Source organism: Cellulosimicrobium sp. SL-1 (assembly GCF_011033075.1).
In the GTDB taxonomy this organism is placed as follows: Bacteria; Actinomycetota; Actinomycetes; order Actinomycetales; family Cellulomonadaceae; genus Cellulosimicrobium; species Cellulosimicrobium funkei.
Map to the genome: position 1 here is coordinate 1 of NZ_JAACJC010000016.1, position 25,962 is coordinate 25,962.

20 protein-coding genes and 1 pseudogene are annotated in these 25,962 nt (G+C 74.5%); 16 read left to right on the forward strand and 5 right to left on the reverse strand.

Annotated elements, in window-relative coordinates; genetic code table 11:
* Nucleotides 1-117 precede the first annotated feature (117 nt).
* Together GWJ10_RS19390 and GWJ10_RS19395 are read right to left on the reverse strand one after the other, a co-directional pair.
* The gene (locus GWJ10_RS19390) at nucleotides 118-537 is read right to left on the reverse strand and encodes a hypothetical protein (protein WP_034652356.1); all 420 of its coding nucleotides are present in this window, start codon (nucleotides 535-537) and stop codon (nucleotides 118-120) included.
* 635 nt (nucleotides 538-1,172) lie between these two features.
* A complete protein-coding gene (locus GWJ10_RS19395; RefSeq protein WP_144679847.1) occupies nucleotides 1,173-2,174 on the reverse strand; it encodes a LacI family DNA-binding transcriptional regulator in 1,002 nt (333 codons plus the stop codon).
* Nucleotides 2,175-2,365: 191 nt separating this feature from the next.
* On the opposite strand from GWJ10_RS19395, the gene GWJ10_RS19400 reads away from it, so the two are divergent.
* The 6 genes and pseudogenes from GWJ10_RS19400 to aspA form a co-directional block, all read left to right on the forward strand.
* Complete coding sequence (locus GWJ10_RS19400; protein WP_061269356.1) at nucleotides 2,366-3,655, forward strand: extracellular solute-binding protein; 1,290 nt, start codon at nucleotides 2,366-2,368, stop codon at nucleotides 3,653-3,655.
* An 8-nt stretch (nucleotides 3,656-3,663) separates the two neighbouring features.
* Nucleotides 3,664-4,692, forward strand: coding sequence for a sugar ABC transporter permease (locus GWJ10_RS19405; protein ID WP_163188946.1), 1,029 nt, complete (start codon nucleotides 3,664-3,666; stop codon nucleotides 4,690-4,692).
* Nucleotides 4,692-5,585 (forward strand): carbohydrate ABC transporter permease, encoded by an 894-nt coding sequence (locus GWJ10_RS19410; RefSeq protein WP_021482535.1) that lies wholly within the window; start codon nucleotides 4,692-4,694, stop codon nucleotides 5,583-5,585. Before GWJ10_RS19405 ends, GWJ10_RS19410 begins: the two co-directional genes overlap by 1 nt.
* Before the next feature lie 169 nt (nucleotides 5,586-5,754).
* Nucleotides 5,755-8,205, forward strand: a complete 2,451-nt coding sequence (locus GWJ10_RS19415; RefSeq protein WP_163188955.1) for a glycoside hydrolase family 3 N-terminal domain-containing protein — start codon at nucleotides 5,755-5,757, stop codon at nucleotides 8,203-8,205.
* Nucleotides 8,202-9,782 carry a glycoside hydrolase family 43 protein gene (locus GWJ10_RS19420; RefSeq protein ID WP_163188947.1) on the forward strand — a complete coding sequence of 527 codons (1,581 nt, stop codon included), beginning with the start codon at nucleotides 8,202-8,204 and terminating at the stop codon, nucleotides 9,780-9,782. The genes GWJ10_RS19415 and GWJ10_RS19420 overlap by 4 nt, the downstream gene beginning before the upstream one ends.
* Nucleotides 9,783-9,830: 48 nt before the next feature.
* Nucleotides 9,831-11,234: pseudogene (gene aspA, locus GWJ10_RS19425) on the forward strand (aspartate ammonia-lyase); the annotation flags it as partial.
* Nucleotides 11,235-11,440: 206 nt separating this feature from the next.
* Here the strand turns inward: aspA and GWJ10_RS19430 are convergent.
* Nucleotides 11,441-12,298 (reverse strand): META domain-containing protein, encoded by an 858-nt coding sequence (locus GWJ10_RS19430; RefSeq protein ID WP_061269309.1) that lies wholly within the window; start codon nucleotides 12,296-12,298, stop codon nucleotides 11,441-11,443.
* 64 nt (nucleotides 12,299-12,362) lie between these two features.
* Complete coding sequence (locus GWJ10_RS19435; RefSeq protein WP_277394963.1) at nucleotides 12,363-13,619, reverse strand: APC family permease; 1,257 nt, start codon at nucleotides 13,617-13,619, stop codon at nucleotides 12,363-12,365.
* A gap of 192 nt (nucleotides 13,620-13,811) precedes the next feature.
* Between GWJ10_RS19435 and GWJ10_RS19440 the strand changes: the two genes are divergently transcribed.
* From GWJ10_RS19440 to GWJ10_RS19480, 9 genes are all read left to right on the forward strand, one after another.
* Entirely contained in the window at nucleotides 13,812-15,923 is a 2,112-nt protein-coding gene (locus GWJ10_RS19440; protein WP_163188949.1) for a hypothetical protein, read from the forward strand.
* A 98-nt stretch (nucleotides 15,924-16,021) separates the two neighbouring features.
* The gene (locus GWJ10_RS19445) at nucleotides 16,022-16,276 is read left to right on the forward strand and encodes a hypothetical protein (protein WP_163188950.1); all 255 of its coding nucleotides are present in this window, start codon (nucleotides 16,022-16,024) and stop codon (nucleotides 16,274-16,276) included.
* An 87-nt stretch (nucleotides 16,277-16,363) separates the two neighbouring features.
* The gene (locus GWJ10_RS20055; RefSeq protein WP_163188951.1) at nucleotides 16,364-17,317 is read left to right on the forward strand and encodes a cold shock domain-containing protein; all 954 of its coding nucleotides are present in this window, start codon (nucleotides 16,364-16,366) and stop codon (nucleotides 17,315-17,317) included.
* A gap of 178 nt (nucleotides 17,318-17,495) precedes the next feature.
* Nucleotides 17,496-18,890 carry an alanine--tRNA ligase-related protein gene (locus tag GWJ10_RS19455; protein ID WP_163188952.1) on the forward strand — a complete coding sequence of 465 codons (1,395 nt, stop codon included), beginning with the start codon at nucleotides 17,496-17,498 and terminating at the stop codon, nucleotides 18,888-18,890.
* A 157-nt stretch (nucleotides 18,891-19,047) separates the two neighbouring features.
* The gene (gene dnaK, locus GWJ10_RS19460; protein WP_021479837.1) at nucleotides 19,048-20,931 is read left to right on the forward strand and encodes a molecular chaperone DnaK; all 1,884 of its coding nucleotides are present in this window, start codon (nucleotides 19,048-19,050) and stop codon (nucleotides 20,929-20,931) included.
* Nucleotides 20,928-21,590 (forward strand): nucleotide exchange factor GrpE, encoded by a 663-nt coding sequence (gene grpE / locus GWJ10_RS19465; RefSeq protein ID WP_163188953.1) that lies wholly within the window; start codon nucleotides 20,928-20,930, stop codon nucleotides 21,588-21,590. Before dnaK ends, grpE begins: the two co-directional genes overlap by 4 nt.
* Nucleotides 21,591-21,742: 152 nt before the next feature.
* Complete coding sequence (locus GWJ10_RS19470; RefSeq protein ID WP_061268842.1) at nucleotides 21,743-22,732, forward strand: DnaJ C-terminal domain-containing protein; 990 nt, start codon at nucleotides 21,743-21,745, stop codon at nucleotides 22,730-22,732.
* A gap of 10 nt (nucleotides 22,733-22,742) precedes the next feature.
* Nucleotides 22,743-23,276, forward strand: a complete 534-nt coding sequence (locus GWJ10_RS19475) for a helix-turn-helix transcriptional regulator (RefSeq protein WP_083711619.1) — start codon at nucleotides 22,743-22,745, stop codon at nucleotides 23,274-23,276.
* Between the two features lie 158 nt (nucleotides 23,277-23,434).
* Nucleotides 23,435-23,743: a DUF1540 domain-containing protein gene (locus GWJ10_RS19480; protein ID WP_021482763.1), complete on the forward strand. Its 309-nt coding sequence runs from the start codon at nucleotides 23,435-23,437 to the stop codon at nucleotides 23,741-23,743.
* A 107-nt stretch (nucleotides 23,744-23,850) separates the two neighbouring features.
* Here GWJ10_RS19480 and GWJ10_RS19485 read toward each other — a convergent pair whose 3' ends face one another.
* Entirely contained in the window at nucleotides 23,851-24,648 is a 798-nt protein-coding gene (locus tag GWJ10_RS19485) for a hypothetical protein (protein WP_240696759.1), read from the reverse strand.
* Nucleotides 24,649-24,841: 193 nt separating this feature from the next.
* Between GWJ10_RS19485 and GWJ10_RS19490 the strand changes: the two genes are divergently transcribed.
* Nucleotides 24,842-25,962 (forward strand): sigma-70 family RNA polymerase sigma factor (locus GWJ10_RS19490; protein ID WP_163188954.1); only part of this gene is annotated, 1,121 nt, incomplete at its 3' end.

A 25,962-nucleotide genomic window follows, 5' to 3' on the forward strand; every position in this document is an offset into this window, starting at 1 on the left:
GTAAGGCTACGCACCCGGCGGGCGACGCGGGAAGGCGCCCGCCCGGCGCGCCGCGCGGGGCCGGTCGCGCCGCGCGGCGCCCGGGGGCGGTCGCGCCGCGCGGCGGCCGGGGGGGGGCTACGCCGCGACGTCGTACCCGGAGCGCAGGCCGCCCCGGCGGCGGACGGTCGCGTCGTCGGGCACGATCTCGTCCGGCGGCACGACGGCGCCGGCCTCCACGAGCACCCGGCGCCCGACGCGCGCGCCGCTGCCCACGCGGGCACGGTCGCCGACGCGCGCCTCGGGGGCGATGCGGACGTTGTCGCCGACGCGGACGTCGCGGCCGAGGACGACGTCCCGGTCGATCCAGGTGCCGTCGCCGAGCCGGCAGCCGTGGCCCACCACGGCGCCCTTCTCGACGTAGGTGCCCCACCCGACGGGCACGGACTCGGGGACGCGGGCGTGGGGCGACACGAAGCCGCCGCCGGTGTGACGGTCGTAGTGCATGATCTCGCCGAAGTCGTTCTCGACCTGGACGCGGCGTGCGAGGCGGGCCACCTGACCTCCTCAAGGTCTGTCGACAGTGGTACTGGTGACATAACGGCGCCGAGGCCCCCAGGATTCCAACACCGCCACCCCACCGGGGTAGAGCCCTGGCTTCGCGAGGTAGAGCCGTGGTCCCGCGGGGTAGAGCCCCGGTCGGCCGAGGTAGAGCCGTGGTCCCGCGAGGTAGAGCCGTGGTCCCGCGGGGTAGAGCCCTGGTTGCCGGGCCGACGCCGGGGGTCGCGCCGCCTTTCGTGTTCTCGCAGGCGAGAACCGCGCGGGCGACCTCCCCCGGCGGCGCCACGGTCGCCGGGCGCGGACCGACCGCCGTCGTGCCGAGCAGGTGGATTGGGCGCGTCCTGGCCGACGGACGAGCCGGAACCGCCTGCTCGCTCTGCCGGGATGGCCTGGTCGGCCCGCCCCCGTTCCCGACGGGCGACCTGGCCGCCATGGGTGCCCGGCCGACGTCGGGCGCGGTCAGCCTGGACGCCGCGGCGAGCCCGCGGCGCCGGGCGTGACCTCGGCTCTACCTCGCGGGACCTCGGCTCTACCTCGGCGTGACCTCGGCTCTACTTCGGCCGACCAGGGCTCTACCTCGCGGGACCGCGGCTCTACCTCGCGACGGCGGCGCCGTCCTGCGGGCCGATGGGTCAGACGGCGCGGGTGGTGCCGCGGACGACGAGGGTCGTGGGGAGGCGGACGTGGGGGTCGCGCGTGCGACCCTCGACGAGGTCGACGATGAGGCGCAGGGCCTCGGTGCCCATGCGGTGGATGGGCTGGTCGACGGTCGTCAGGGGCGGGGTGGTGAGCGCGGACTCGGGCACGTTGTCGAAGCCGATGACGGAGACGTCGTCGGGCACGCGCAGGCCGAGCTCGGCGGCGACCTCCATGGTGCGGATCGCGGAGAGGTCGTTGGCGGCGAAGATCGCGGTGGGTCGCTCGGGGAGCGAGAGGAGCTCGTGCGCGGGGGAGTCCGCGAGGTCGGGGCGGTAGCCGCCGACGCGCACGAGGTCGGGGTCGAAGGCGATGCCCGCGTCGGCGAGCGCCTCGCGGTACCCCTGCTCGCGCAGGCGCGCGGACTCGAGGTCGGGGCGGCCCGCGAGGAAGCCGATGCGGCGGTGGCCGAGGTCGAGGAGGTGCTGCGTCGCGGTGCGGCCGCCGGCGAGGTTGTCGGAGTCGACGGTCGGGGGGTCGGACGGGCCGCGGTGCGGGTCGACGGCGACGACGGGGATCGAGCTGCCGCGCGCGACGACGGTGGGCGTGACGAGGATGGCGCCGTCGATGAGGGTGCCGCCGAGGCGGGACAGGGAGCGCTGCTCCCAGCCGACGCGGTCGTCGCGGCGCAGGCCGCCGGAGTAGGCGAGGAGCTCGTACCCGGTCCCGTCGACGGCCTCGGAGATGCCCTTGAGCAGCTCGGTCGAGAACGGCTCGAACTCGGCGACGAGGATCCCGATGACGTTGGTCTTGCTGCTCCGCAGGCTCCTCGCGACGATCGACGACTCGTACCCGAGGTCGTCGATGACCTGCTGGACGTGGCGGGAGGTCTCGGGCGCGACGCCATAGCGACCGTTGATCACCTTGGAGACGGTCGCGACGGAGACGCCGGCGGTGCGCGCGACGTCGCCGATCGTGACTCTTCCCGTGGAGCGCATGGGGATGACAGTAGCCCCTGGCGAGGGCGTCCGGAGGCCCGCGCCACGTCGTGTGTAAAACGTTATCGATATCGATTGACACGACCGGGTCGCGCCTGCCAGAGTCGCTACCGGCGGCCCCACAGCGGTGGCGGCCCGGCGCGCTCGAGGCAGCGTGCGCCCCGGTGCGACTCGACGAAGAGGACGGAACGATGAAGTCTCGGAAGCTCCTGACGGCGACCGCCGTCGCCCTGGCGGGCACGCTCGTGCTCACGGCCTGCGGAGGCGGAGGCGACTCCGGCTCGGACGACGGCTCGGTCTCGATGACCTTCTGGCACAACTCCACGACCGGTGAGGGCAAGGCCTACTGGGAGGAGACGGTCGCGGCGTTCGAGGAGGCGAACCCCGGCGTCACGATCGAGATCCAGGCCATCCAGAACGAGGACATGGACGGCAAGCTCCAGACGGCCCTCAACTCGGGCGACGCGCCCGACATCTTCATGGCGCGCGGCGGCGGCAAGCTGGCCGACGTCGTGGAGGCCGGCCAGGCGATGGACCTCACCGACGCGATCGACGACACCACGCGCGAGGCCGTGGGCGACGCGGCGCTCAGCGCCTTCACGGTCGACGGCAAGGTCTACGGGATGCCGGTCTCGATCCTCCCGGGCGGCGTCTACTACAGCGAGGACCTGTTCTCGCAGGCCGGCGTGACGGCGAACCCGACGACGATCAGCGAGCTCGAGGGCGTCGTCGACCAGCTCAAGACCGCAGGCGTCGCGCCGATCGCGCTCGGCGCGAAGGACGCGTGGCCGGCCGCGCACTGGTACTACTTCTTCGCGCTGCGCGAGTGCTCGCAGGACACCATCAACACGGCGGCGAGCGAGCGCAGCTTCGACGACCCGTGCTGGCTCAAGGCCGGCGAGGACCTCCAGGCGTTCGCCGAGACGGAGCCCTTCAACCAGGGCTACCTCACGACCTCCGCGCAGCAGGGCGCGGGCTCGTCCGCGGGCCTGATCGCCAACCACCAGGCCGCGATGGAGCTCATGGGCGCGTGGAACCCCGGCGTCATCGCGTCGCTCACGCCGGACGAGAAGCCGCTCGCGGACCTGCAGTGGTTCCCGTTCCCGGCCGTCGAGGGCGGTGACGGCGAGCCCGGCGCCATGATGGGCGGCGTCGACGGGTTCTCCTGCTCGGCCCAGGCCCCCGCCGAGTGCGCGGAGTTCCTCAACTTCATCATGTCGAAGGAGTCGCAGGAGGCGTACGCCACCGCGTTCCACACCCTGCCCGCGAGCAAGGAGGCGCAGGGCGTCGTGACGGAGCCCGCGCTCGTCTCGATCCTCGAGGCCTACAACGAGGCGCCGTACGTCACCGTCTGGCTGGACACGCTGTTCGGGCAGAACGTCGGCAACGCGCTCAACACCTCCGTGGTCAACCTGCTCGCCGGCAAGGGCACGCCGCAGGACATCGTCGACACGACGAACGCCGCAGCGGCCAAGGAGTAACCGGAGCCATGACCGTGTCCCAGGGCGAGACCTCGCCGAGCACGACGACGCCCGAGGACCGGGCCGGGGGCGGCGCCGGCGCCGTGGCGGGGCCGCCCCCGGTCGCCGCGGCGCGGGCCCGCCGCCCGCGCCGCGGCCGCTGGGGCCAGCGAGCCGAGATCGCGGTGCTCGCCGGGCCGGCGCTCGTCGTCTTCCTCACGTTCGTCATCGTGCCCGTGCTGATGGCGGCGTACTACGGGTTCTTCAAGTGGAAGGGCTTCGGCCCGCCGACGGACTTCGTGGGGTTCGAGAACTACCTCACGATCTTCCGCGACCCCGAGTTCCTCGCGGCGCTGCGGCACAACGGGTTCATCGTGCTCATGTCGCTCGTGCTCCAGGGCCCGGTCGCGGTGGTCGTCGCGCTCATGCTCAACCGGCGCATGCGCGGCCGCTCGGTGGTCCGCGTGCTGGTGTTCGTGCCGTACGTGGTGTCCGAGGTGATCGTCGGCACGGGGTTCAGCCTCATGCTCTCGACGACCGGCGCCGTGAACGACCTGCTGGAGAAGGTCGGCCTCGGGTTCCTCGCGGTCGACTGGCTCGCCGACCCCGACGTCGCGATCTGGACCCTGCTGCTCATCATCACGTGGAAGTACATCGGCTTCGCCGTGATCCTCTTCCTCGCGGGCCTCCAGGGCATCCCCGACGAGCTGGGCGAGGCCGCCGCGATCGACGGCGCGTCGTACTGGAAGGCGCAGCGCTACGTCACGCTCCCGCTGCTGGGCCCGACGGTCCGCATCTGGGCGTTCCTGTCGATCATCGGCTCGCTCCAGCTGTTCGACCTCGTCTACATCATCTGGGGCCAGTACGTGGCCTCGACAGCCGGCACGTCGACCATGGCGACGTACATGGTCGCGAACGGCCGCAACGCGGGGAACTACGGGTACGGCAGCGCGGTCGCGGTCGTGCTGTTCCTCATCTCCCTCGCGGTGGCGCTCGTGTACCAGCGGTACGTCCTGCGCCGTGACACCGAGGGCGCGATCACGGAAGGGAAGAAGTGATGGCCACCGTCACCGCCGTACCCGCGCCCGAGCGTGCCGCCGGCGTCAAGACCCCGAAGGAGCCCCGCGGCTCCGGCATCGGCCGGGGCGGCCCGCTGACCTACGTGGTCGCGTGGCTGCTCGTGGGCGTGTGCCTCGCGCCGATCGCGTACATCGTCGTCGGCGGGTTCCGCACCAACGCGCAGATCACGGCCGACCCGTCGGGACTGCCCGACCCGTGGCAGGTCGTCAACTACGTCGAGGTCCTGTCGAGCTCGCTGTTCTGGCAGCAGCTCGGGAACTCGCTCGTCGCGGCGCTCCTCACGACGCTCGGCGTCGTGGTGCTCGGCCTCATGGCGAGCTACGTCATCGCCCGCTACTCGTTCGTGGGGCGCGGGGCGCTCTACGCGCTGTTCGCGGCGGGCCTGATGTTCCCCATGACGGTCGCGATCACGCCGCTGTACATCATGATCCGCTCGCTCGGGCTGATGAACTCCGTGGGCGGCCTCGTGCTCCCGCAGATCGCGTTCGCCCTCCCGACGACCGTCATCATCCTCGTGCCGTTCCTGCGCGCCATCCCGCGCGAGATCGAGGAGGCCGCGTCGATCGACGGCGCGAGCCGCCTCGGCTTCTTCTTCCGCATGGTCGTGCCGCTGTCCCTGCCGGGCGTCATCACCGTGGGGATCCTCGCGTTCGTCGCGAGCTGGAACAGCTACATGCTCCCGCTCTTCATCCTCAACGACGAGACGTCGTACACGCTCCCGCTGGGCGTGCAGGCGTTCGCGTCGCAGTACTCCGTGGACACCGCCCGCGTGCTCGCCTTCACCTCCCTGTCGATGATCCCCGCGCTCGTCTTCTTCTCGCTGTTCGAGCGGCGCATCGTCGGGGGCCTCACCGGCGCCGTGAAGGGCTGACCGCGCCCGTCCGCACCCTGCCCCGTCCCGCGCCGTGCGCGGGACGGGGCCACCACCGAAGGAGAACGGTCCCGTGACCGACGTCGTCCCTGCCGTCCCGGCGGCACCCCTCGGCAGCCCGACCCCGGGCGCCGACCCCGCGCCGACCCCGCGCCCCGCACCCCCGCAGATGCCCACGGTCTCCGAGCGCGTGCGCGCGCTCCACGCGCGCATGACCCTCGACGAGAAGCTCGCGCAGCTCGTCGGCTACTGGCTCGACCAGAACGGCACCGTCGCCCCGATGCAGTCGGAGATGACGGCCGGCCAGGCCGACGGCGGCCGGCTCGCGGAGATCACGCGGCACGGGATCGGGCACTACACGCGCGTGTACGGCACGCGCCCCGTCGACCCGGCGGAGCGGGCGGCGTGGCTGTGGGCGGAGCAGCGGCGGCTGCGGACCGGGACGCGGCTGGGGATCCCGGCGATCGTGCACGAGGAGTGCCTCACGGGTCTCGCCGCGTGGCAGGCCGCGACGTACCCGACGCCGCTCGCGTGGGGCGCGTCGTTCGACCCGGACCTCGTCGAGGAGATGGCGCGCGAGGTGGGCGAGTCGATGCGCACGCTCGGCGTCCACCAGGGCCTCGCGCCCGTGCTCGACGTCGTGCGCGACCCGCGCTGGGGCCGCGTCGACGAGTGCGTCGGCGAGGACCCGTACCTCGTGGGCACGGTCGGCACGGCGTACGTGCGCGGCCTCCAGGACGCGGGCGTGCACGCGACGCTCAAGCACTTCGTCGGGTACTCGGGCTCCCACGCGGGGCGCAACCACGCGCCCGTGAGCGCGGGGCCGCGCGAGCTCGCCGACGTCTACCTCCCGCCGTTCGAGATGGCGGTGCGCGACGGCGGCGCCCGGTCCGTCATGGCGTCGTATGTCGACGTCGACGGCGTGCCGCTCCACGCGAGCACCGAGCACCTCACCGAGGTGCTGCGCGAGCGCTGGGGGTTCGACGGCGTCGTCGTCGCCGACTACTTCGGCGTCGCGTTCCTCGAGGTGATGCACCGCGTCGCGGCCGACCGGGGCGAGGCGGCGGCGCAGGCGCTCCGGGCGGGCCTGGACGTCGAGCTGCCGACGGGCGACGCCTACCTCGCGCCGCTCGCCGAGCGCGTGCGGTCGGGAGCGCTCGACGAGGCGTGGGTCGACCGCGCCGTGCTGCGCCTGCTCACCCAGAAGGAGGAGCTCGGCCTGCTCGACCCCGGCGCCTACGCCGACGAGCCGCCGACCGCCGTCGACCTCGACACCCCGCGCCAGCGCGCGACCGCGCGCCGCCTCGCGCAGGAGTCGCTCGTGCTGCTCGCGAACGACGGCGTGCTCCCGCTCGTGCGACCCGGGGCCGACGGCGCGCCGGCCGCCCCGCGGCGCGTCGCCGTCGTCGGGCCGGACGCCGACTCGGCCGAGGCGCTCATGGGCTGCTACTCGTTCGTCAACCACGTGCTCGCGCACCACCCGGGCACCCCGGCGGGCATCGAGCTGCCGACGGTGCTCGAGTCGCTGCGCGACGCGCTCGCCGGGGCGGGCACCGACGTCACGTACGTGCGCGGGTGCGCGGTCGAGGGCGACGACGTCACGGAGATCCCGGCCGCGGTCGACGCCGCGCGGGACGCGGACGTCGCGGTCGTCGTCGTGGGCGACGAGGCCGGGCTGTTCGGGCGCGGCACCGTCGGCGAGGGCAACGACGTCGAGTCGCTCGAGCTGCCCGGCGTGCAGCGACGGCTCGTCGAGGAGGTCGTCGCGACGGGCACGCCGGTCGTGCTCGTGCTGCTCACCGGCCGCCCCTACGCGATCGGCTGGGCCCTCGACGCGGGGTCGTCGCGCGGCGGCGTCCCGGCCGCCGTCGTGCAGGGCTTCTTCCCCGGCGAGGAGGGCGGGCGCGCCGTCGCGGACGTGCTCGTCGGCGCGGTGAACCCGTCGGGCCGCCTGCCCGTGTCGCTGCCCCGCGCGGGCGGCGCGCAGCCCTACTCCTACCTCCACCCGGTGCTCGGCGGGCCGTCCGACGTGACGTCCACCGACCCGACGCCGGTGCGGCCGTTCGGGTTCGGGCTGTCGTACACGCAGTTCGCGTACGCGGACCTCGAGGTCGACGCGGCCGTGGCGGCGGGCGGGACGTTCCGCGCCGCGGTCACCGTGACCAACACGGGCGCGGTGGCCGGGGCGGACGTCGTGCAGCTGTACGCGCGCGACGTCGTGGGCTCCGTGCCGCGGCCCGTCGCGCAGCTCCTCGGGTACGCGCGCGTCGACCTCGCTCCGGGCGAGTCGCGCCGCGTGACGTTCCGCGTCCCGACGACGCGGCTCGCGTTCTCCGACCGCCGCCTCGTGCGCGTGGTCGAGCCGGGCGACGTCGAGGTGTGGGTGGGCGCGCACGCGGCGGCCGTCGACTCCGCCCCCGGAGCGGGCGACCTCGGGTCGACGACCGGCGGCGCGATCGTCAACGAGTCCGCGCCGGCCGCGCGGCACGTGGTGCCGGGCGCGGCGACCGCGCGCGCGACGATCGCCGTCACGGGTCCCCTGCACGAGGTCACGGCCGCGGACGAGCGGCTCGTCACCGTCGAGGTGTCCGCGCGCGTCGAGGCGGGGGAGCGCGCATGACGCGCGTCCAGAACCCGGTGCTGCCCGGGTGCAACCCCGACCCGTCGGTGTGCCGCGTCGGCGACGACTTCTACCTCGTCACCTCGACGTTCGAGTACCTGCCCGGCCTGCCGGTGCTGCGCAGCCGCGACCTCGCGACGTGGGAGCACGTGGGGGACGTCGTCGACCGGTCGGGGCAGCTCGACTACGACGGCATCCGGTCGTCGGGCGGCCTGTTCGCCCCGACGCTGCGCCACCACGACGGCACGTTCTGGCTCGTGTGCACGCTCGTGGACCCGGACGACGACACCCGCGGCGGCAACTTCGTCATGACGGCGACCGACCCGGCCGGGCCGTGGTCCGACCCGGTGTGGCTGCGCGACGAGGACGGCGAGCGGGTCGCGGGGATCGACCCGTCGATCTTCTTCGACGACGACGGCCGCGTCTGGCTGCACGGCACGCGTCTCGCGCCCGAGCCGGAGTGGTTCCACCAGACCGAGGTGTGGGTGCGCGAGCTCGACCCCGCGACGTGCACGCTCGTGGGCCCCGAGCACGTCGTGTGGACGGGGGCCGTGCGCGGCGCCGTGTGGGCCGAGGGCCCGCACCTGTACAAGGTCGACGGCACGTACTACCTGCTCGCCGCCGAGGGCGGGACGGACTTCCACCACGCGGTGTCCGTCGCGCGCGCGTCGTCGGTCACGGGGCCGTACGAGGGCAACAAGGCCAACCCGGTGCTCACGCACCGCCACCTCGGGCGCGGGGTGGACGTCGTCGGCGTGGGCCACGCCGACCTCGTCGAGGCGCCCGACGGCTCGTGGTGGGCCGTGCTGCTCGCGATGCGCGTCTACGGCGGCTACCACTACCCGCTCGGCCGCGAGACGTTCCTCGTCCCCGTCGTGTGGGAGGACGGCTGGCCCGTCCTCGCGCCCGGCGAGGGCCGCGTGCCCGGCGCCGTCGAGGTCCCGTTCGCGAACCCGGCGCCCCGGACGGCGGTCCAGGGCGGGGCGAGCGGCGTCGTCCGCCCCGACGACCCGCGCTGGACGGCGGTGCGCGCCCTGCCGCGCGACGTCGCGACCCCCGCGGGCGAGGGCTGGGACCTCCCGGTGCGCCCGACGACGCTCGCCGAGCCGGGCGCGCCCGCGTTCCTCGGCGTGCGCCAGCAGCACCGCGACGTCGACGTGACGGTCACCGTGCAGGTCCCGGCCGCGGCGGGGGAGCGCGCGGGCGTCGTCGTGCGCCAGTCCGAGGACGACCACGTGCGGCTCCTCGTCGACGGCGGCCCGGGCGACGAGCGGCGCGTCGTCGCCGTGCACCGGCGCGGCGGCACGGACGCGGTGGTCGGGGAGACGACGGTGACCGCCGCCCCCGGGGAGCCGGTCGTCGTCGGGCTGCGCGTGCGCGGGCAGGACTACGGGCTCGTCGCCGGGCCCGCCGACGGGCCGGTCACGGACGTCGCGACGGTCGACGGGCGCACGCTCGACAGCGCCGCCGCGGGCGGGTTCCTCGGGCTCTGGCTCGGCGTGCACGCGACGAGCGAGGGCCGCCCGAGCGCGTCCGTCGTGCGCGTCGAGCGGTTCGTGTACGAGCCGGTGGCCTGACGCGTCGCCCGGGCGTGCGGGAGCGTGCGGCCGGGCTACGGTCGGGGCATGTCGAGCGAACGGACACGCACGGAGGTGGACCTGCTGGGACCGAAGGAGGTCCCGGCGGACGCCTACTACGGCGTGCACACGGTCCGCGCCATGGAGAACTTCCGCATCTCGGGGACGACGGTGAGCGACGTCCCCGAGATGGTGCGCGGCATGGTGATGGTCAAGAAGGCGTCGGCGCTCGCGAACCGTGAGCTGCGCACCATCCAGCGCGACGTCGCCGACGCGATCGTCGCCGCGTGCGACGAGATCCTGCGCCACGGGCGGTGCCTCGACCAGTTCCCGGTCGACGTGTTCCAGGGCGGTGCCGGGACGAGCGTCAACATGAACACCAACGAGGTCGTCGCGAACCTCGCGCTCGAGCTCGCCGGGTTCGAGAAGGGCCGCTACGACGTCATCAACCCCAACGACCACGTCAACCGCTCGCAGTCTACGAACGACGCCTACCCCACGGGTTTCCGCCTCGCGGTCCACGAGCTCGTCGCGCGGCTCCAGGACGAGGTGCGGCGGCTCGAGCGCGCGTTCGACGAGAAGGCGTCCGAGTTCGCGGACGTCCTGAAGATGGGGCGCACGCAGCTCCAGGACGCGGTCCCCATGAGCCTCGGCCAGGAGTTCGCAGGGTTCGCCGTGAACGTCGGGGAGGAGATCCGCCGGCTCGAGGTCGCGGGCGAGCTGCTGCTCGAGGTCAACCTCGGCGCGACCGCGATCGGCACCGGGCTGAACACCCCGCCCGGCTACCCGAAGGTCGCGACGCGCCGGCTCGCCGAGGTGAGCGGCCTGCACACCGTCCCGGCCGAGAACCTCGTCGAGGCGACCTACGACAACGGCGCCTACCTCGCCGTCCACTCCGCGCTCAAGCGGCTCGCGGCCAAGCTGTCGAAGATCTGCAACGACCTGCGGCTGCTGTCGTCGGGGCCGCGCGCGGGCCTCGGCGAGATCAACCTGCCCGAGCTCCAGGCCGGGTCGTCGATCATGCCCGCCAAGGTGAACCCCGTCATCCCCGAGGTCGTCAACCAGGTCTGCTTCAAGGTCATGGGCAACGACGTGACGATCACGCACGCCGCCGAGGCCGGGCAGCTCCAGCTCAACGTCATGGAGCCCGGGCTCGCGCAGTCGATGTTCGAGTCGCTGCACCTGCTGACCAACGCGTGCGTCGCGCTGCGCACCAAGTGCGTCACGGGCATCACCGCGAACGTCGAGGTCTGCCGCCGCCACGTGCTCGACTCCATCGGCATCGTCACGTACCTCAACGAGATCATCGGCCACCGCAACGGCGACCTCGTGGGCGCGGAGGCCGCCCGGACCGGGGCCTCCGTGCGCGACGTCGTGGTCGCGCGCGGCCTGCTCACGGCCGACGAGGTCGACGCCGTGCTCACGACCGAGAACTTCCTGCGCCCCCGCTACACCGGCCGCTACTACGAGCCCGACGAGCGCGGCCTGCCGCCCGCGGGCGAGGAGGGCGAGTCGTCACGCGTCGTCGAGTCCGACGACGCCACGGGCGCGCCCCCGGAGCCCGAGCCCGAGTCCTGAGGCCGAGGGCGACCTGCCCGCCGTCGGGTCGGCTCGAGGGCCGATCCCACCGCTCGGGTCGATCGCGCGGCGGAGCGGCGTCATCCCCGGACGAGGCGAGCGATCTCCGTGCCGTCCGGGCCGACGAGCACCAGCCGACCGCCGTCCAGGCCGGCACGGGCGGCCGAGGCGACGTAGCCGGGGACGCTCTCGCCCTCGCACCACATCAGGGTCTGGAGGCCCGTGGTCGCGAGCAGGCGACCGCCGTCGTCCAGAGCCCACGCACCCCCGCCGCCGTTGCACCCGTCGGAGCCGGACCACGTCCCGTCCTCGCGGAAGACGACGTGCGGGTCGGTGGAGGAGCGCGCGGCCGGCTCCCACCGCCCGACGACGTCCCGCACCTCCGCGGGCGCGAGGCCGCCCGGCAGCGGCGCGGGCGGGTCGAACGCCGCCCGCACGTCGTCGGTCACCTCGGGGGCCCGCGCGAAGTGCTCCGCGGCGTCGGGGATCGGGGCCGGGGCGCCGTCGACCTGCAGCCCGGCGACGACGTCGCCGTCCGCGTCGAGCAGGCGCCAGCCCTCGCCGTCGGGCTCGTAGGCGACCACCGTGCGCAGCCACGGGACCTCGGGGATCCCCGCCGCGCCGCACGCCGCCGCGGCGGCGTACGGGTCGGAGGCGACGAAGGCCCGGCCTGCCGCCTCCCAGCCGCCCTCGACGTACGCGCCGCAGTCGCCCCACAGCATGTACTGCCCGGCGTCGAGCCGCAGCCACGTGTCGGGGCCCTCGCCGTCGGCCCCCGAGACCCGCCACATCCCGACCAGCCCGACGGGGTCCGACCCGGACGCGCCCGGCGCCCCGGGGGTCGCGCCGTCGGGGGCGCCGCAGCCCGCGGCGAGACCGACCGCCAGGAGGGCGGCGATCGTCGCCGCGGACGCACGCACGGTCCGGTGTCCGCTCATACCTCGCTCGTGTCCCGGGGCCGGCGGGTCTTGCAGCCGTGCGCCGGGCGGAGCGGGACGGCGGCTACGACCGGACGCGCACGGCCCGGAGCGCGACGCCGACCGCGAGCACGACGACCCCCGCGACCACGCTCGGGACGGGCAGCGTGACGACGAGCGCGACGCACCCGAGCGCGCCGAGCACGGGGAGGACGCGCGGGTAGAGGCGGTGCGGCGCGGTCTGGCGCAGCGCCGAGAGGTTCGCGACGAGGTAGTAGACGAGCACCCCGAACGACGAGAACCCGATCGCGCCGCGCAGGTCCGTCGTGAGCACGAGCAGCACGACCGCCGCCCCGACCGCGAGCTCTGCGCGGTGCGGCACCCGGTGCACGGGGTGCACCGCGGCGAACCAGCCCGGCAGGTCGCCGGTGCGGGCCATCGCGAGCCCCGTGCGGCTCACCCCGGCCAGGAGGGCGAGGAGCGCGCCGGCGCTCGCGGCGACCGCGCCGACGCTCACGACCGGTGCCGCCCACGCCCACGACCCGGCCGCGACGGCGTCCGCGAGCGGCGCGGCGGACGCGGCGAGCCGCGCGGGCCCGAGCACGGCGAGGAGCGTGACCGCCACGACGGCGTAGAGCACGACGACCGTCCCGAGCGACACGAGGACCGCGCGCGGGATGGTGCGGCGCGGGTCGCGTACCTCCTCGCCGAGCGTCGCGACGCGCGCGTACCCGGCGAACGCGAAGAACAGCAGCCCGGCGGCCTGGAGGACGCCGTACCAGCCGCCGTGCGCGCCGTCGGCGTCGAGGACGACGGACCATCGCGGCGTCGTCCCCGCGAGGCTCGCGACGACCGCCGTCGCGATCGCGAGCAGCGCGACCGCGACGATCCCGCGCGCGAGGCGGGCCGTGCGCGTCACGCCGCGGTAGCCGACCGCGGTGAGCACGACGACCGCCGCGGCGGCGACGGGACGCTCCCACCCGGGCGGTGCGGCGTACGCGGCGAGGACGAGCGCCATGGCGGCGCAGCTCGCCGTCTTCCCGACGACGAAGCCCCACCCCGCGACGTAGCCCCACCAGGGGCCGAGGTGCTCGCGCCCGTACACGTACGTGCCGCCGGACGTCGGGTGCTGCGCGGCGAGCTGGGCCGACGACGTCGCGTTCGCGTACGCCACGACGGCGGCCAGCGCGAGGCCGACGAGCAGGCCCGTGCCCGCCGCGGCCGCCGCCGGGGCGAACGCCGAGAACACGCCCGCGCCGACCATGGACGCGAGCCCGACGACGACGGCGTCCGTCGTGCCGAGGCGGCGGGCGAGCGACGGCTGGCCAGGTGCGGTGGTCACCCGCACAGCGTGCCAGCACCAGGTGTCCACGAGGTGTCCGACGGCGGCCCCGCCACCGGCCCCGGGCGTGGTCCGGAGCGTCCCCGGGAGCCGGTACAGTTCCCGCCGGTGTCCCGTTCCGGTCGTCGTCGACCGGTCCCGACGAGCGGGGGGCGACGGGCTGTGCGCTTCGGCGAGGACGGCGGTGCAGGGGTGGTCTCAGGAGGGTCCGGCGACGGGCGGCGCGCGGGGCGGACGGCGTCGCGCGCGGTGCTCGTGGGGGTGCTCGCGGGCGCGGTCGTGGTGGGGGCGCCGGGGGTCGCGAGCGCGGACCCGGACGACGGGCTGTCGGAGACGTCGCACGTCCGCTACGAGGTGGACGGCACCGGCCCGGTCCGGGTCCGGGTGACGACGACGCTGCGCAACGAGCAGCCCGACAGCGGCCAGTACTTCTACTACTGGGACGCCTACGGCATCCCCGTGCCGGCGGGCGCGACGGACGTCACAGCGACGAGCGGCGGCGCCACCCTCCCCGTCACGCTGGAGCCGACGGAGGACCCGGCCACGAGCGCCGCGCGGGTCTCGTTCTCGCCCCTCAACTACGGGCGCGAGCGGACCGTGGAGTGGGCCTACACGATCCCGGGCGAGCCGATCCGCTCGGAGGGGTACACGCGCGTCGGGCCCGGGTACGCGACGTTCGCCGTCAGCGCCGCCGGGGATCCGGGCCAGGTGACCGTCGAGATCGTCACCCCGACGTCGATGGACTTCGACAGCACGTGGGACGGGTTCACCCCGGTCCTCGAGGGCACGACCCGGACGCACCGCGCGACGGAGAGCACCGACGACCTCGGCACGTGGTCGTTCGTCTCCCTCCGGGACCCGGCGCAGGTCGACACGACGACGGTCGACGCCGCGGGGACGGAGCTCGTGCTCGAGAGCTTCCCGGGCGACGCCGAGTGGAGCGCCTTCGTCGCGGAGCAGGTCGCCGCCGGGCTGCCCGCGCTCGAGCGCGTCGTCGGGATGCCGTGGCCGGGGAACCTCGAGCGCATCCGCGAGGACGTGTCGCCCGAGGTGCTGGGGTACGCGTGGTTCGACCGCGGGTCCGGCGAGATCGTCATCCCCGAGGACCTCGACGCGGGGCTGCTCTTCCACGAGCTCTCGCACGCGTGGCTCGCCGGGGACCGGTTCGCGGACCGGTGGGTGTCCGAGGGCCTGGCCGAGGTCGTGGGGGAGCGCGTCGCGGCGCAGACGGGCGGCCCGACCGAGACGTTCCCGGCCCCCGCGCGCGACGCGGCCGAGGCGCTCCCGCTCGTCGCCTGGGCGGACGTCGACGTGCAGGACGGCGCCGACGCCACCGAGGAGTACGCGTACGCCGCCGCGTGGACGGCCGTCTCCGCGCTCGTCGGCGGGCTCGACGACGAGGCGCTCGGGTCGCTCGTCGCCGCCGCGTACGCGGGGGAGAGCGCCTACGACGCCCCCGGCGAGCCGGGCCGTCCCGGCCTGACCGACGGCCGACGCTTCCTCGACCTCGTCGAGGTGCGCGGCGAGGTCGCCGACGCCCAGGCGGCCTACCGCACGTGGGTCGCCGACGCCGACGAGACCGCCCTGCTCGACGCGCGCGGCCCGGCCAGGGAGGCCTACGTCGCCCTCGACGCGGCCGACGGCGCGTGGCTGCCGCCCGCGGGGCTGCGCACCGCGATGACGGACTGGGCGTTCGCGGACGCCGACGCGGCCCGGGAGGCGATCGGGCCCGACGCCGCCGCGGCCGCCGGCCAGGTCCAGCAGGCCGCCGACGACGCGGGCCTGCCCGACCCGGCCGCCGTGCGCACGCGGTACGAGAGCGCCCGCACCGCCGAGGAGTACGCCGCCCTCGCGACCGTGCTGCCGCGCACGGTCGAGGTCGTCGGGACGGTCGGCGACGCCGTCGCCGCGAGCACCGGCGGCGGGCCGTTCGCCGACCTCGGCCGCCTCCTGCTGGACGTCGACGGCTCGACCGCCGAGGCACGCGCCGCGCTCGACGCCGGGCGCCTCGACGAGGCCGCCGCCGCGGCCGACGACGCGTCGTCGCGCGCCGCCGTCGCGCCGTGGGTCGGGATCGGTGCCGTGCTGCTCGTCGTCGCGGCGCTCGCCGGTGCGGTCGTGCTCGTGGTACGCCGCCGTCGTGCGGCGGCCTCCGCCGCGCCCGCCGCGTCGGACGCGGACCCGGCGGTCGAGCAGGACTCGGCGGTCGAGCAGGACTCGGTGGTCGGGCAGGACTCGGTGGTCGACGGGACGGACGACCCGGCGGACGAGGGGAAGCCCGCCGTCCCCGCCGCGGCGCCGTAGCCCGCGGCCCGGGTGGTGAGCCCGGCGGGGCGACGTACGGTCGAGGGAGTGCGCCCGGTCGACCAGGCGGCCGGGCCGGAGACCAGGAGGGCCCGCCCATGACCGCGTCGCAGCCGCAGGACCGCCGGGGCACCGGCGACGAGCAGGACCGGCGGGACGAGCAGGAACCGGTCCGCGGCGAGCCGGACATCGGCACCGCGGGCGCGTTCCCCGCGCTCGCCAACGACTCGCTGCCGAAGGACCCCGAGGTCCCCACCGACGTCGACCCGGGCGACGAGCGGAGCTGGAGCGGCGACGACGTCGACGACCCGGGCACGGAGCCGGGCGCCGGCGCGTCGGGCACCGGCCGCTGACGTCTGCCGAGCGGTCCCGCGGCGCCGGGGCGCGGCGTCGTCGGGGACACTAGGAGCAGCACTGTCTGTCGATGCAAGGAGTCCTAGGTGCCCCAGGGAACAGTCCGATGGTTCGACGCCGACCGAGGGTTCGGCTTCATCGACCTCGGGAACGAGGCCGAGGACCTGTTCGTGCACGCGTCCGAGATCGTCGGTGACGACGGCCCGAAGCAGCTCCGCGAGGGGCAGGTCGTCGAGTTCGAGATGGGCACCGGCGACCGCGGCCCGCAGGCGCGGCGCGTCCGCGTGACGGGCGACCGCGCCGCCGACGCGCCCGTGGGCGTGCTCGGCACGGTGGTCTGGTACGAGCCGGCCAAGGGCTACGGCTTCGTCACGCCCGACGGGCGCAGCGACGAGATCTTCCTGCACAGCTCGGCCATCGTCGGGGGCGGCGTCGTCACGGAGGGGCAGCGCGTGGCGTTCCTCGTCGTCGAGGGCGAGAAGGGCCCGCAGGCGGACCACCTGCTGCCGCTCGGCGCGCAGGCCGCGCAGCCCGCGGCGGACGGCGCCGACGGCACCGTGTCCTGGTACGACGACGTCAAGGGCTTCGGCTTCGTCGCTCCCGACGGCGGCGGAGACGACGTCTTCGTGCACGTCAGCGCCCTGGGCCGCGGGCTCACCGAGCTCGCCGAGGGTGCGCGCGTGACGTACGACGTCGTCGAGGGCGACAAGGGGCCGAACGCCCGGAACGTGCAGCTCGTGGGCGGCTCCGGGCGCCCGGGTCCGGACCGCGGCCGACCGGGCGCCGACCGTGGCCGCCCGGGCTCGGACCGCGGTCGTCCGGCGTCCGGCGGTCGCGTGCGCGGCGGCGAGGGCACGGTCGCGCGCTACGACGCGGACCGCGGCTTCGGCTTCATCACGCCCGACGCCGGCGGCGAGGACCTGTTCGTGCACGTGTCGGTCGTGCGCGGCGGGGAGGAGCTCGAGGAGGGGGACCGGGTCCGGTTCAAGATCCGGCAGAGCGACCGCGGGCCGCAGGCCGACGGCGTCGAGCTCATCTGAGCGAGGGGCGGCGCGGCTCCCGTCGAGCCGCCCCGCCCCGGTGTGCCCCACCCGCCGCCCCGCGCCACCCTGCCCGCCCCGCCCCGGTGCCCCCCACCGCGGCGGGGCGCGGTCGTCCTCGGCGGGGGCCGCGGGGATTGCCCTGGAAGTCGGTGGCGCCGGTCCCTAGGGTCGACGGATGGACGCCCAGGAGATCCGCTCGGCCTACCTCGACTTCTTCGCCGCCCGGGGGCACGCCGTGATCGAGCGAGCGCCCCTGGTCCTGCGCGAGGACCCGACGACCCTGTTCACGGGCGCGGGCATGCAGCCGCTGATGCCCTACCTGCTCGGCGTGCGCCCGCACGCCTCCGGGCGGCTCCTCGTCGACTCGCAGCCGTGCCTGCGGTCGCAGGACATCGACGAGGTCGGCGACCGACGTCACACGACCTTCTTCGAGATGCTGGGCAACTGGAGCCTGGGGTCGGCCGACGTCGAGCGGCAGGTCCGGTGGTTCGCCGACTTCCTCGCGCTCGTCGGCGTCGACCTCGCGCGCCTCTACGTCACGTGCTTCCGCGGGTCGGTCGAGCACGGGATCCCCCGGGACGAGGTGGCGGCCCAGGCCTGGGTCACGGTGTTCGCCGAGCACGGCATCGAGGCGTCGGTCGTGGACGTGGGGTCCCGCGCGGACGGCGACCGCGACGGCATGCGCGGCGGGCGGGTCTTCCTCTACGACGCCGAGGAGAACTGGTGGAGCCGGGGAGGCGGCCTGGAGGGCACGCCCGTGGGCGACCCCTGCGGGCCGGACTCGGAGGTCTTCTACGACCTCGGACCGGAGCTCCACGACCCGTCGACCGGGGAGCCCCATCCGGCGAGCGAGGGAGGACGGTTCGTCGAGATCGGCAACCAGGTGTTCATGCGCTATCGCCGCACGAGCGAGGGCTTCGTCCTCCTCGACGAGCCGAGCATCGACTTCGGGGGCGGGCTGGAGCGCATCGCCGCCGCCGCGACGGCGACCCCCGACGTGTTCGACGTGAGCCTGCTGCGCCCCCTGGTCGACCGGCTCGAGAACCTGAGCGGTCGCACCTACGAGGACGACCCGCGCCCGTTCCGTGTGATCGCGGACCACGTGCGCGCCGCGACGTTCCTCGCCGCCGACGGCGTGCGGCCGAGCAACAAGGCGCACGGGTACGTGCTGCGGCGGCTCGTGCGCCGGGCCGTGGTGCACGCGCTCCGGCTCGGGCTGGAGGACCGGTTCGTCGACGACCTCGTCGCCGTCGTGGCCGAGTCGTACCGCGACGCCTACCCGAACCTGGTCGAGCAGCACGAGGAGCTGAGCGGCGTGCTGCGGGACGAGGAGTCGCGCTTCCGGCGCACGGTGCACCGAGGGCTCCGAGAGCTCGACAGGCTCCGGGGCACGACCGTCACGGGCGACCACCTGTTCGTGCTCGCCGACACCTGGGGCTTCCCCGTCGAGCTGGCGGTCGACGAGGTCCGCCGCCGCGACATGGCTCTCGCCGCCGACTGGCAGGAGGGCTACGCGGAGCAGCGCGCGCGCCAGCAGGCGCGGTCCCGGGCGGCCGCGAGCGGGGAATAGTGCGGGTCGCGTGAAGGTTGAGCCTGACGGACTCAAGTTGAGCCGGGTGAGGTTGCGCGAGCACCGACCACGGATCTACCTTGAGTGAAGCAGACTCAACCCGGTGTGCCGAGGCGCAGCAGCGCCGTCGGGCACCCAGAACGACGGAGGCACACACATGGCACGAGCAGTCGGGATCGACCTCGGCACCACCAACTCGGTGGTCGCCGTCCTCGAGGGCGGAGAGCCCACGGTCATCGCGAACGCCGAGGGGTCGCGCACGACGCCGTCGGTGGTCGCCTTCTCCAAGACCGGCGAGGTCCTCGTCGGCGAGGTCGCCAAGCGCCAGGCGGTCACGAACGTCGACCGCACCATCAGCTCGGTGAAGCGCCACATGGGCACCGACTGGTCGGTGGAGATCGACGACAAGAAGTACACCGCGCAGGAGATCTCCGCGCGCATCCTGGGCAAGCTCAAGCGCGACGCCGAGGAGTACCTGGGCGAGCCCGTCACGGACGCGGTCGTCACCGTCCCGGCGTACTTCAACGACGCCGAGCGCCAGGCGACCAAGGACGCCGGGCAGATCGCGGGCCTCAACGTGACCCGCATCGTCAACGAGCCCACCGCGGCCGCGCTCGCCTACGGCCTGGAGAAGGGCAAGGAGGACGAGCTCATCCTCGTCTTCGACCTGGGCGGCGGCACGTTCGACGTCTCGCTCCTCGAGGTCGGCAAGGACGAGGACGACTTCTCCACGATCCAGGTCCGCGCGACCTCGGGCGACAACCGCCTCGGTGGCGACGACTGGGACAACCGCATCGTCGAGCACCTCATCAAGCAGGTGAAGAACAGCTCGGGCGTCGACCTGTCGAAGGACAAGATCGCGCTCCAGCGTCTGCGCGAGGCCGCCGAGCAGGCGAAGAAGGAGCTCTCGTCCGCGACGAGCACCACCATCTCGATGCAGTACCTCTCGATGAGCGAGAACGGTCCCATCCACCTGGACGAGAAGCTCACGCGCGCCCAGTTCCAGCAGATGACGCAGGACCTCCTCGACCGGACGAAGGCCCCGTTCCACAAGGTCATCTCCGACGCGGGCGTCTCCGTCTCCGACATCGACCACGTCGTGCTCGTGGGTGGCTCCACCCGCATGCCGGCCGTGACTGACGTCGTCAAGGAGCTCACGGGCGGCAAGGAGCCGAACAAGGGCGTCAACCCGGACGAGGTCGTCGCCGTCGGCGCGGCCCTGCAGGCCGGTGTCATCTCCGGTGACCGCAAGGACGTCCTGCTCATCGACGTGACCCCGCTGTCCCTCGGCATCGAGACCAAGGGCGGTGTGATGACCAAGCTCATCGAGCGGAACACGGCCATCCCGACCAAGCGCAGCGAGATCTTCTCGACGGCCGAGGACAACCAGCCGTCGGTGCTCATCCAGGTGTTCCAGGGCGAGCGCGAGTTCGCGCGCGACAACAAGCCGCTCGGCACGTTCGAGCTGACCGGCATCGCGCCGGCCCCGCGCGGCGTGCCGCAGATCGAGGTCACCTTCGACATCGACGCGAACGGCATCGTCCACGTCGGCGCCAAGGACCGCGGCACCGGCAAGGAGCAGAAGATGACCATCACGGGTGGCTCGGCGCTGCCCAAGGAGGACATCGACCGCATGGTCAAGGAGGCCGAGGAGCACGCGGCCGAGGACAAGAAGCGTCGCGAGGACGCGGAGACCCGCAACCAGGCCGAGGCGTTCGTCTACTCGACCGAGAAGCTCGTCTCCGAGAACAAGGAGAAGCTCCCCGCCGACGTCGTCACCGAGGTCGAGGCCGACATCGCGTCGGTCAAGTCCGCGCTCGAGGGCGAGGACGCCGACGCCGTGAAGACCGCGCACGAGAAGCTCGTCGCGTCCTCGCAGAAGATCGGCCAGGCGCTCTACGCCTCGGCCGAGCAGGAGCAGGCCGCCGGCAACCCCGGCGCCGCGCAGGACGACGCCACCGCCGCGGCGGGCGCGACGTCCGCCCCGGACGAGGACGTCGTCGACGCCGAGATCGTGGACGAGGAGGACGAGCGCAAGTGACGGCCGACGGACCGACCGACCCGCAGGGCCCCGAGGAGCAGGCCGGGCGCGAGCCCGGCCAGGGCTCCGACGACAAGCCCTTCCAGTTCACGGACAAGCGCAAGGTCGACCCGGAGAGCGGTCGGCCCCGCCCCGAGGGCGAGGCCGGCGGCTCCGCGGGCGACGACGCGGAGACGGACCTGCTCGCGGGCCTCGACTTCGAGCCGTCCGACGAGGCCGGGGTCGACGCCGCGGTCCTCGCGGCGAAGGCCGAGGCCGCGGAGCACCTCGACGCGCTCCAGCGCGAGCGGGCCAGCTTCACGAACTACCGCAACCGGTCGCTGCGCGACCAGGAGGCCGCGCGCACGAAGGGGATCGAGGACGTGCTCACCGCGCTCCTGCCGGTCCTCGACGACATCGACCGCGCGCGGCAGCACGGCGAGCTGACGGGGCCGTTCGCGGCCATCGCCGACAAGCTCGACGCGTCGCTCGAGAAGTTCGGGATCGAGCGCTACGGCGCGGTCGGGGACGAGTTCGACCCCACCGTCCACGAGGCGCTCATGCACCAGCCCGACCCCGAGGCCACCGCCACCACGGTGAACCTCGTCATCGAGCCGGGCTACCGGATCGGGGAGCGGGTCGTGCGCGCCGCGCGCGTCTCGGTCGTCGGCCCGCAGTAGCCACCCCTTCCTCGTGCCCGACGGCGCGGGCGCACCTCCCGCGCGGAGGTGCGCTCCGCCGTCGGGCACGCGAGGATCACCAGCAGCAGACCACCGGCAGCAGCCACGGAACGAAGGACCAGGACCACGACCACCGACAGGAGGGAGGCGCCGTGACCGGACAGGACTGGATGGAGAAGGACTTCTACGCCGCGCTCGGCGTCCCCAAGGACGCCGACGACGCCGCGATCAAGAAGGCCTACCGCAAGCTCGCCCGCAAGTACCACCCCGACCAGAACCAGGGTGACGCGAGCGCCGAGGCCAAGTTCAAGGAGATCGGCGAGGCGTACGCCGTGCTGTCGGACCCCAAGGAGCGCGAGCAGTACGACGCGATCCGGGCGATGGCGGGCGGGGGCGCGCGCTTCTCCGCGGGCCCCGGCGGTGCCGGGGGAGCGGGCTTCGAGGACGTCTTCGGCGGCATGTTCGGCGGCGGGGGCCCGGGCGGGACCCGGGTCCGCTACTCGACCGGCGGCCAGGGCGCGGGCGGGTTCGAGGACATCCTCGGCTCGATGTTCGGCGGCGGGGCGGGCCAGCAGTTCGGCGGCCCCCGGCCCCGCGCGGGCGCCGACCTCGCGGCGGCCACGACCCTGCCGTTCCGGCAGGCGGTCGAGGGGTCGACCGTGACGTTCACCGTCGACGGCCGCACGGTCACGACCCGCATCCCGCCGGGCGTCCGCGACGGCCAGAAGATCCGGCTGCGCGGCAAGGGCCGCCCCGGCACGGCGGGCGGGCCCGACGGCGACCTCGTCGTCACCGTGCATGTCACCCCGCACCCGGTGTTCTCGCTCGACGGGAACAACCTGCGGATCACGGTCCCGGTGACGTTCCCCGAGGCCGCGCTCGGCGCCACCATCGCCGTGCCGACGCTCGACGGCTCGACCGTCAAGGTCAAGGTGCCGGCCGGCACGCCCTCGGGGCGCACGCTGCGCGTCCGCGGCCGCGGCGTGAAGACCGCGAAGTCGACCGGCGACCTGCTCGTCACGGTCCAGGTCGCCGTGCCGCAGAAGCTCTCGAAGGCCGCGCGCGAGGCCGTCGAGACGTTCGCCGCCGAGACCGCCGGCCAGGACGTGCGCGCCGACCTGGTCCGCCAGGCCGCGGAGTGAGGGGGCGACCATGATGCCCCAGCAGGAAACTCATCATCTCTCGATCGGTGGGGACGCGGGCGGCGTCGGGCGCGCTCCCGCGAGCGACGTCGACCAGGACGCGCCCGTCCTCGTCATCTCGCAGGCCGCCGCGCTCGCGGGCATGCACCCGCAGACGCTGCGTCAGTACGACCGCCTCGGCCTCGTGGTGCCGCGCCGCACCGCGGGCCGGGGGCGGCGGTACTCGCTGCGCGACGTCGCGAAGCTGCTCGAGGTGCAGCGCCTCAGCCACGACGAGGGCATCAACCTCGCGGGCATCCAGCGGATCCTCGCCCTCGAGTCCCAGGTCGAGCGGCTCGAGCGGCGCATCGAGGCGCTCTCGGCGCGCGTCGAGCCGGGCGGCCGCGTGTTCGCCGCCGCGGCGAGCGGCGACGTCGTCGTCGTGCCTCGTGGGCGCAGCGTGCGGCGCGGGGTCGAGGAGGCGCTGCGCGAGACGCTCGTCGAGCACGGCGAGGCGCGCGCGCTCGTCATCTGGCGGCCCCGGGCCGACGGCACCGACAACTGACCTGCGACGCGGCAATTCCGCAAGAATGCCGTGCGCTAATTGCTGCGTATTCCTGCATTTCTTAGCAAGGCCTTCCTTGCTATACACCGAGGAATTCCGGGAATACCGTGGAACGCGGAGACCGACCCACGGCGGGTCCTCGGAGACAGGAGATCGCGATGAGCAGCCTCACGGAGATGCCCCAGGTCGTCGAGTGTTCCATCGACGGCTGCGGCTACAACCACGACCACGGGTGCCACGCGGGCGCCGTGACGATCGCCGGTCACACGGGCGACGCCGAGTGCGCCACGTTCATCCCGCTGGGCACGAAGGGCGGGCTGGAGAAGGTGCTCGCGCACGTCGGGGCCTGCCAGCGCACGGAGTGCGTCCACAACGCCTCGCTCGAGTGCTCCGCACCGTCGATCCGCGTCGGGGCGGGCGCGTCCGGCGAGGACCGCGCCGACTGCCTCACCTTCACGCCGCGCTGACGCGCGGTCGCCGCCTCGCTCGCGGGCGGTCGGTCACCCGCCGGCCGCAGACGCCCCCGGACGCCCCGGACCACGCGCTCGCCCGCGTGGGACGGGGCGTCGTCGTGTCAGCGCTGGAGCGTGTCGAGGAGCTGGACGGCCGCCGTGTGGGTGCGGGGGAGCGGTTCGAGCCACACGCGCGGCGGCCTGCGCAGGATGGCCGTGACGCCCAGCGCGAGACCGGTGCGCTCGATGTTGTGGCGGAGCACGGTGCGCACCATGGCGTCGTCCGCGTCCCGCTCGCCGAGCACGACGAAGAGCCCGTTGCCGATCGAGGCCATGGGGTGGCCCTCGCCGAACGTGTGGGTGAGCGCGCGGCCCATCGCCGCCGAGCGCGCGAACCGCTGCCACCCCGTGAGGTCGTCGAGCGCGACGTCGACGACGAGCAGCCCGTGGGTCTGGGTCGCGTCCACGCCCGCGCGCTCGGCCGCGCCGTACGTCTCGCGGAGCCGGTGCACCAGGTACTGGGTCGTCGCGAGGCCGGACTCCGGGTCCAGGACCTCGGGTGCCACGGGGCTGGCCTCGTACCCCTCGGACCAGCCGACCGCCACGCCGCGGACCAGGTCGACGACCGGTTCGCGGTCGTGGGCGCGGTACAGGCAGACGACGTCGTCGATGGCCTCGCCGATCCCCACCCCGGCCTCTGCGCGGACGCGGCCGAGCCGCTCGGCGGCGGGCGTCGCGTCCCGCTCCTCGCACAACGCCTCGACGAGCGCGTCGACGGCAGGGTGGTACCAGTCGCCCGGCCGTAGCCAGACGCTGTCGGCGCTCGCGCGCCGCCACCGCTCGCGCACGGCGTCGGTCGCGGGCACGGCGTACCCCTGGAGGTGGTCCATGTAGATGAGACGTGCGGGCGAGCCGTCCATGACGCGGGAACCGCGAGGAGTTTCCAGGACCTCACGTCCCGGGTGAAAGGGGACGAAAGCCTGAAAGCGTCGTCGTTCCCGTTCCGGTGGCGGGAACCCTCTGCCCGTGAGATGGACGGGCGTCTACTATGGCCACCGTAGCCTCGGTTCGGGGCGGTCTCCGGGGCGGGTGACGATGACGCAGGCACAACGGGTGGACAGCGAGGCGTTCAGCGACGCCGAGCTCATCACCGCCGTACGTGCAGGGGACACGAGCGCCTACGGCGTGCTCTACGAGCGGCACGCCAGCGCCGCGCGCACGGTCGCGCGCCAGTACGTCCGGTCGAGCGCCGACGCCGACGACGTCGTGTCCGACGCGTTCGCCCGCACGCTCTCCGTGCTGCAGAACGGCGGCGGCCCGGACGTCACGTTCCGCGCCTACCTCTTCACGGTCGTGCGCCGTCTGTCGTACGACCTCGTCAGCGGGGCCCGACGCACGCAGCCGACCGACGACGAGCGCACGTTCGAGTCCGCGTTCGGCCCGATGGCCTCGACGGAGGACCCGACCCTCGAGGGCTTCGAGCGCTCGACGGTCACGCGCGCCTACCAGGACCTGCCGGAGCGGTGGCGTGCCGTGCTCTGGTACACCGAGGTCGAGAACCTGTCCCCGGCCGAGATCGCCCCGCTGCTGGGCCTCACCGCGAACGGCGTCTCCGCGCTCGCGTACCGCGCCCGCGAGGGGCTGCGCCAGGCGTACCTCCAGCAGCACCTCACGTCCGTGCCCGCCGAGGAGTGCCGCACGGTCAACGCGCTCCTCGGGTCGTACGTGCGCGGGGGGCTCGCCAAGCGCGAGACGGCGCGCGTCGAGTCGCACCTCGAGGGCTGCGACGACTGCCGCGGGCTCGTGCTCGAGCTGGGCGACGTCTCCCACGGCATGCGCGCCGTCATCGCCCCGCTCGTGCTCGGCGTGGGCGCGCTCGGTCTCGTCGGGACGGCGCTGCCCACCACGGGTGGCGCGGCGGTCGCCGGCGGGCTCGCGGCCGCGCTCCAGGGCGCGTCGGGCAGCGGGACGGCGAGCGGCTCGGGCGCCGGTGGGTCGGGCGGCGCGGGCGGGTCGAGCGCCGGCGGGTCGAGCGCCGGAGGATCGGGCGCCGGTGGGTCCGGCGCGGCGGGCGGTTCAAGTGCTGCCGGCGGGTCCGGCGCGGCGGGTGGGTCCGGTGCGGCGACCGGGGCCGGGGCCGGCGCGGGCGTCGGCGGCGGCGCCGGCGCGGGCGCCGCCGGGACCGGCGTGATCGTCACACATCGGTACGGGCGAACCCCCGTCCACCCGAGACC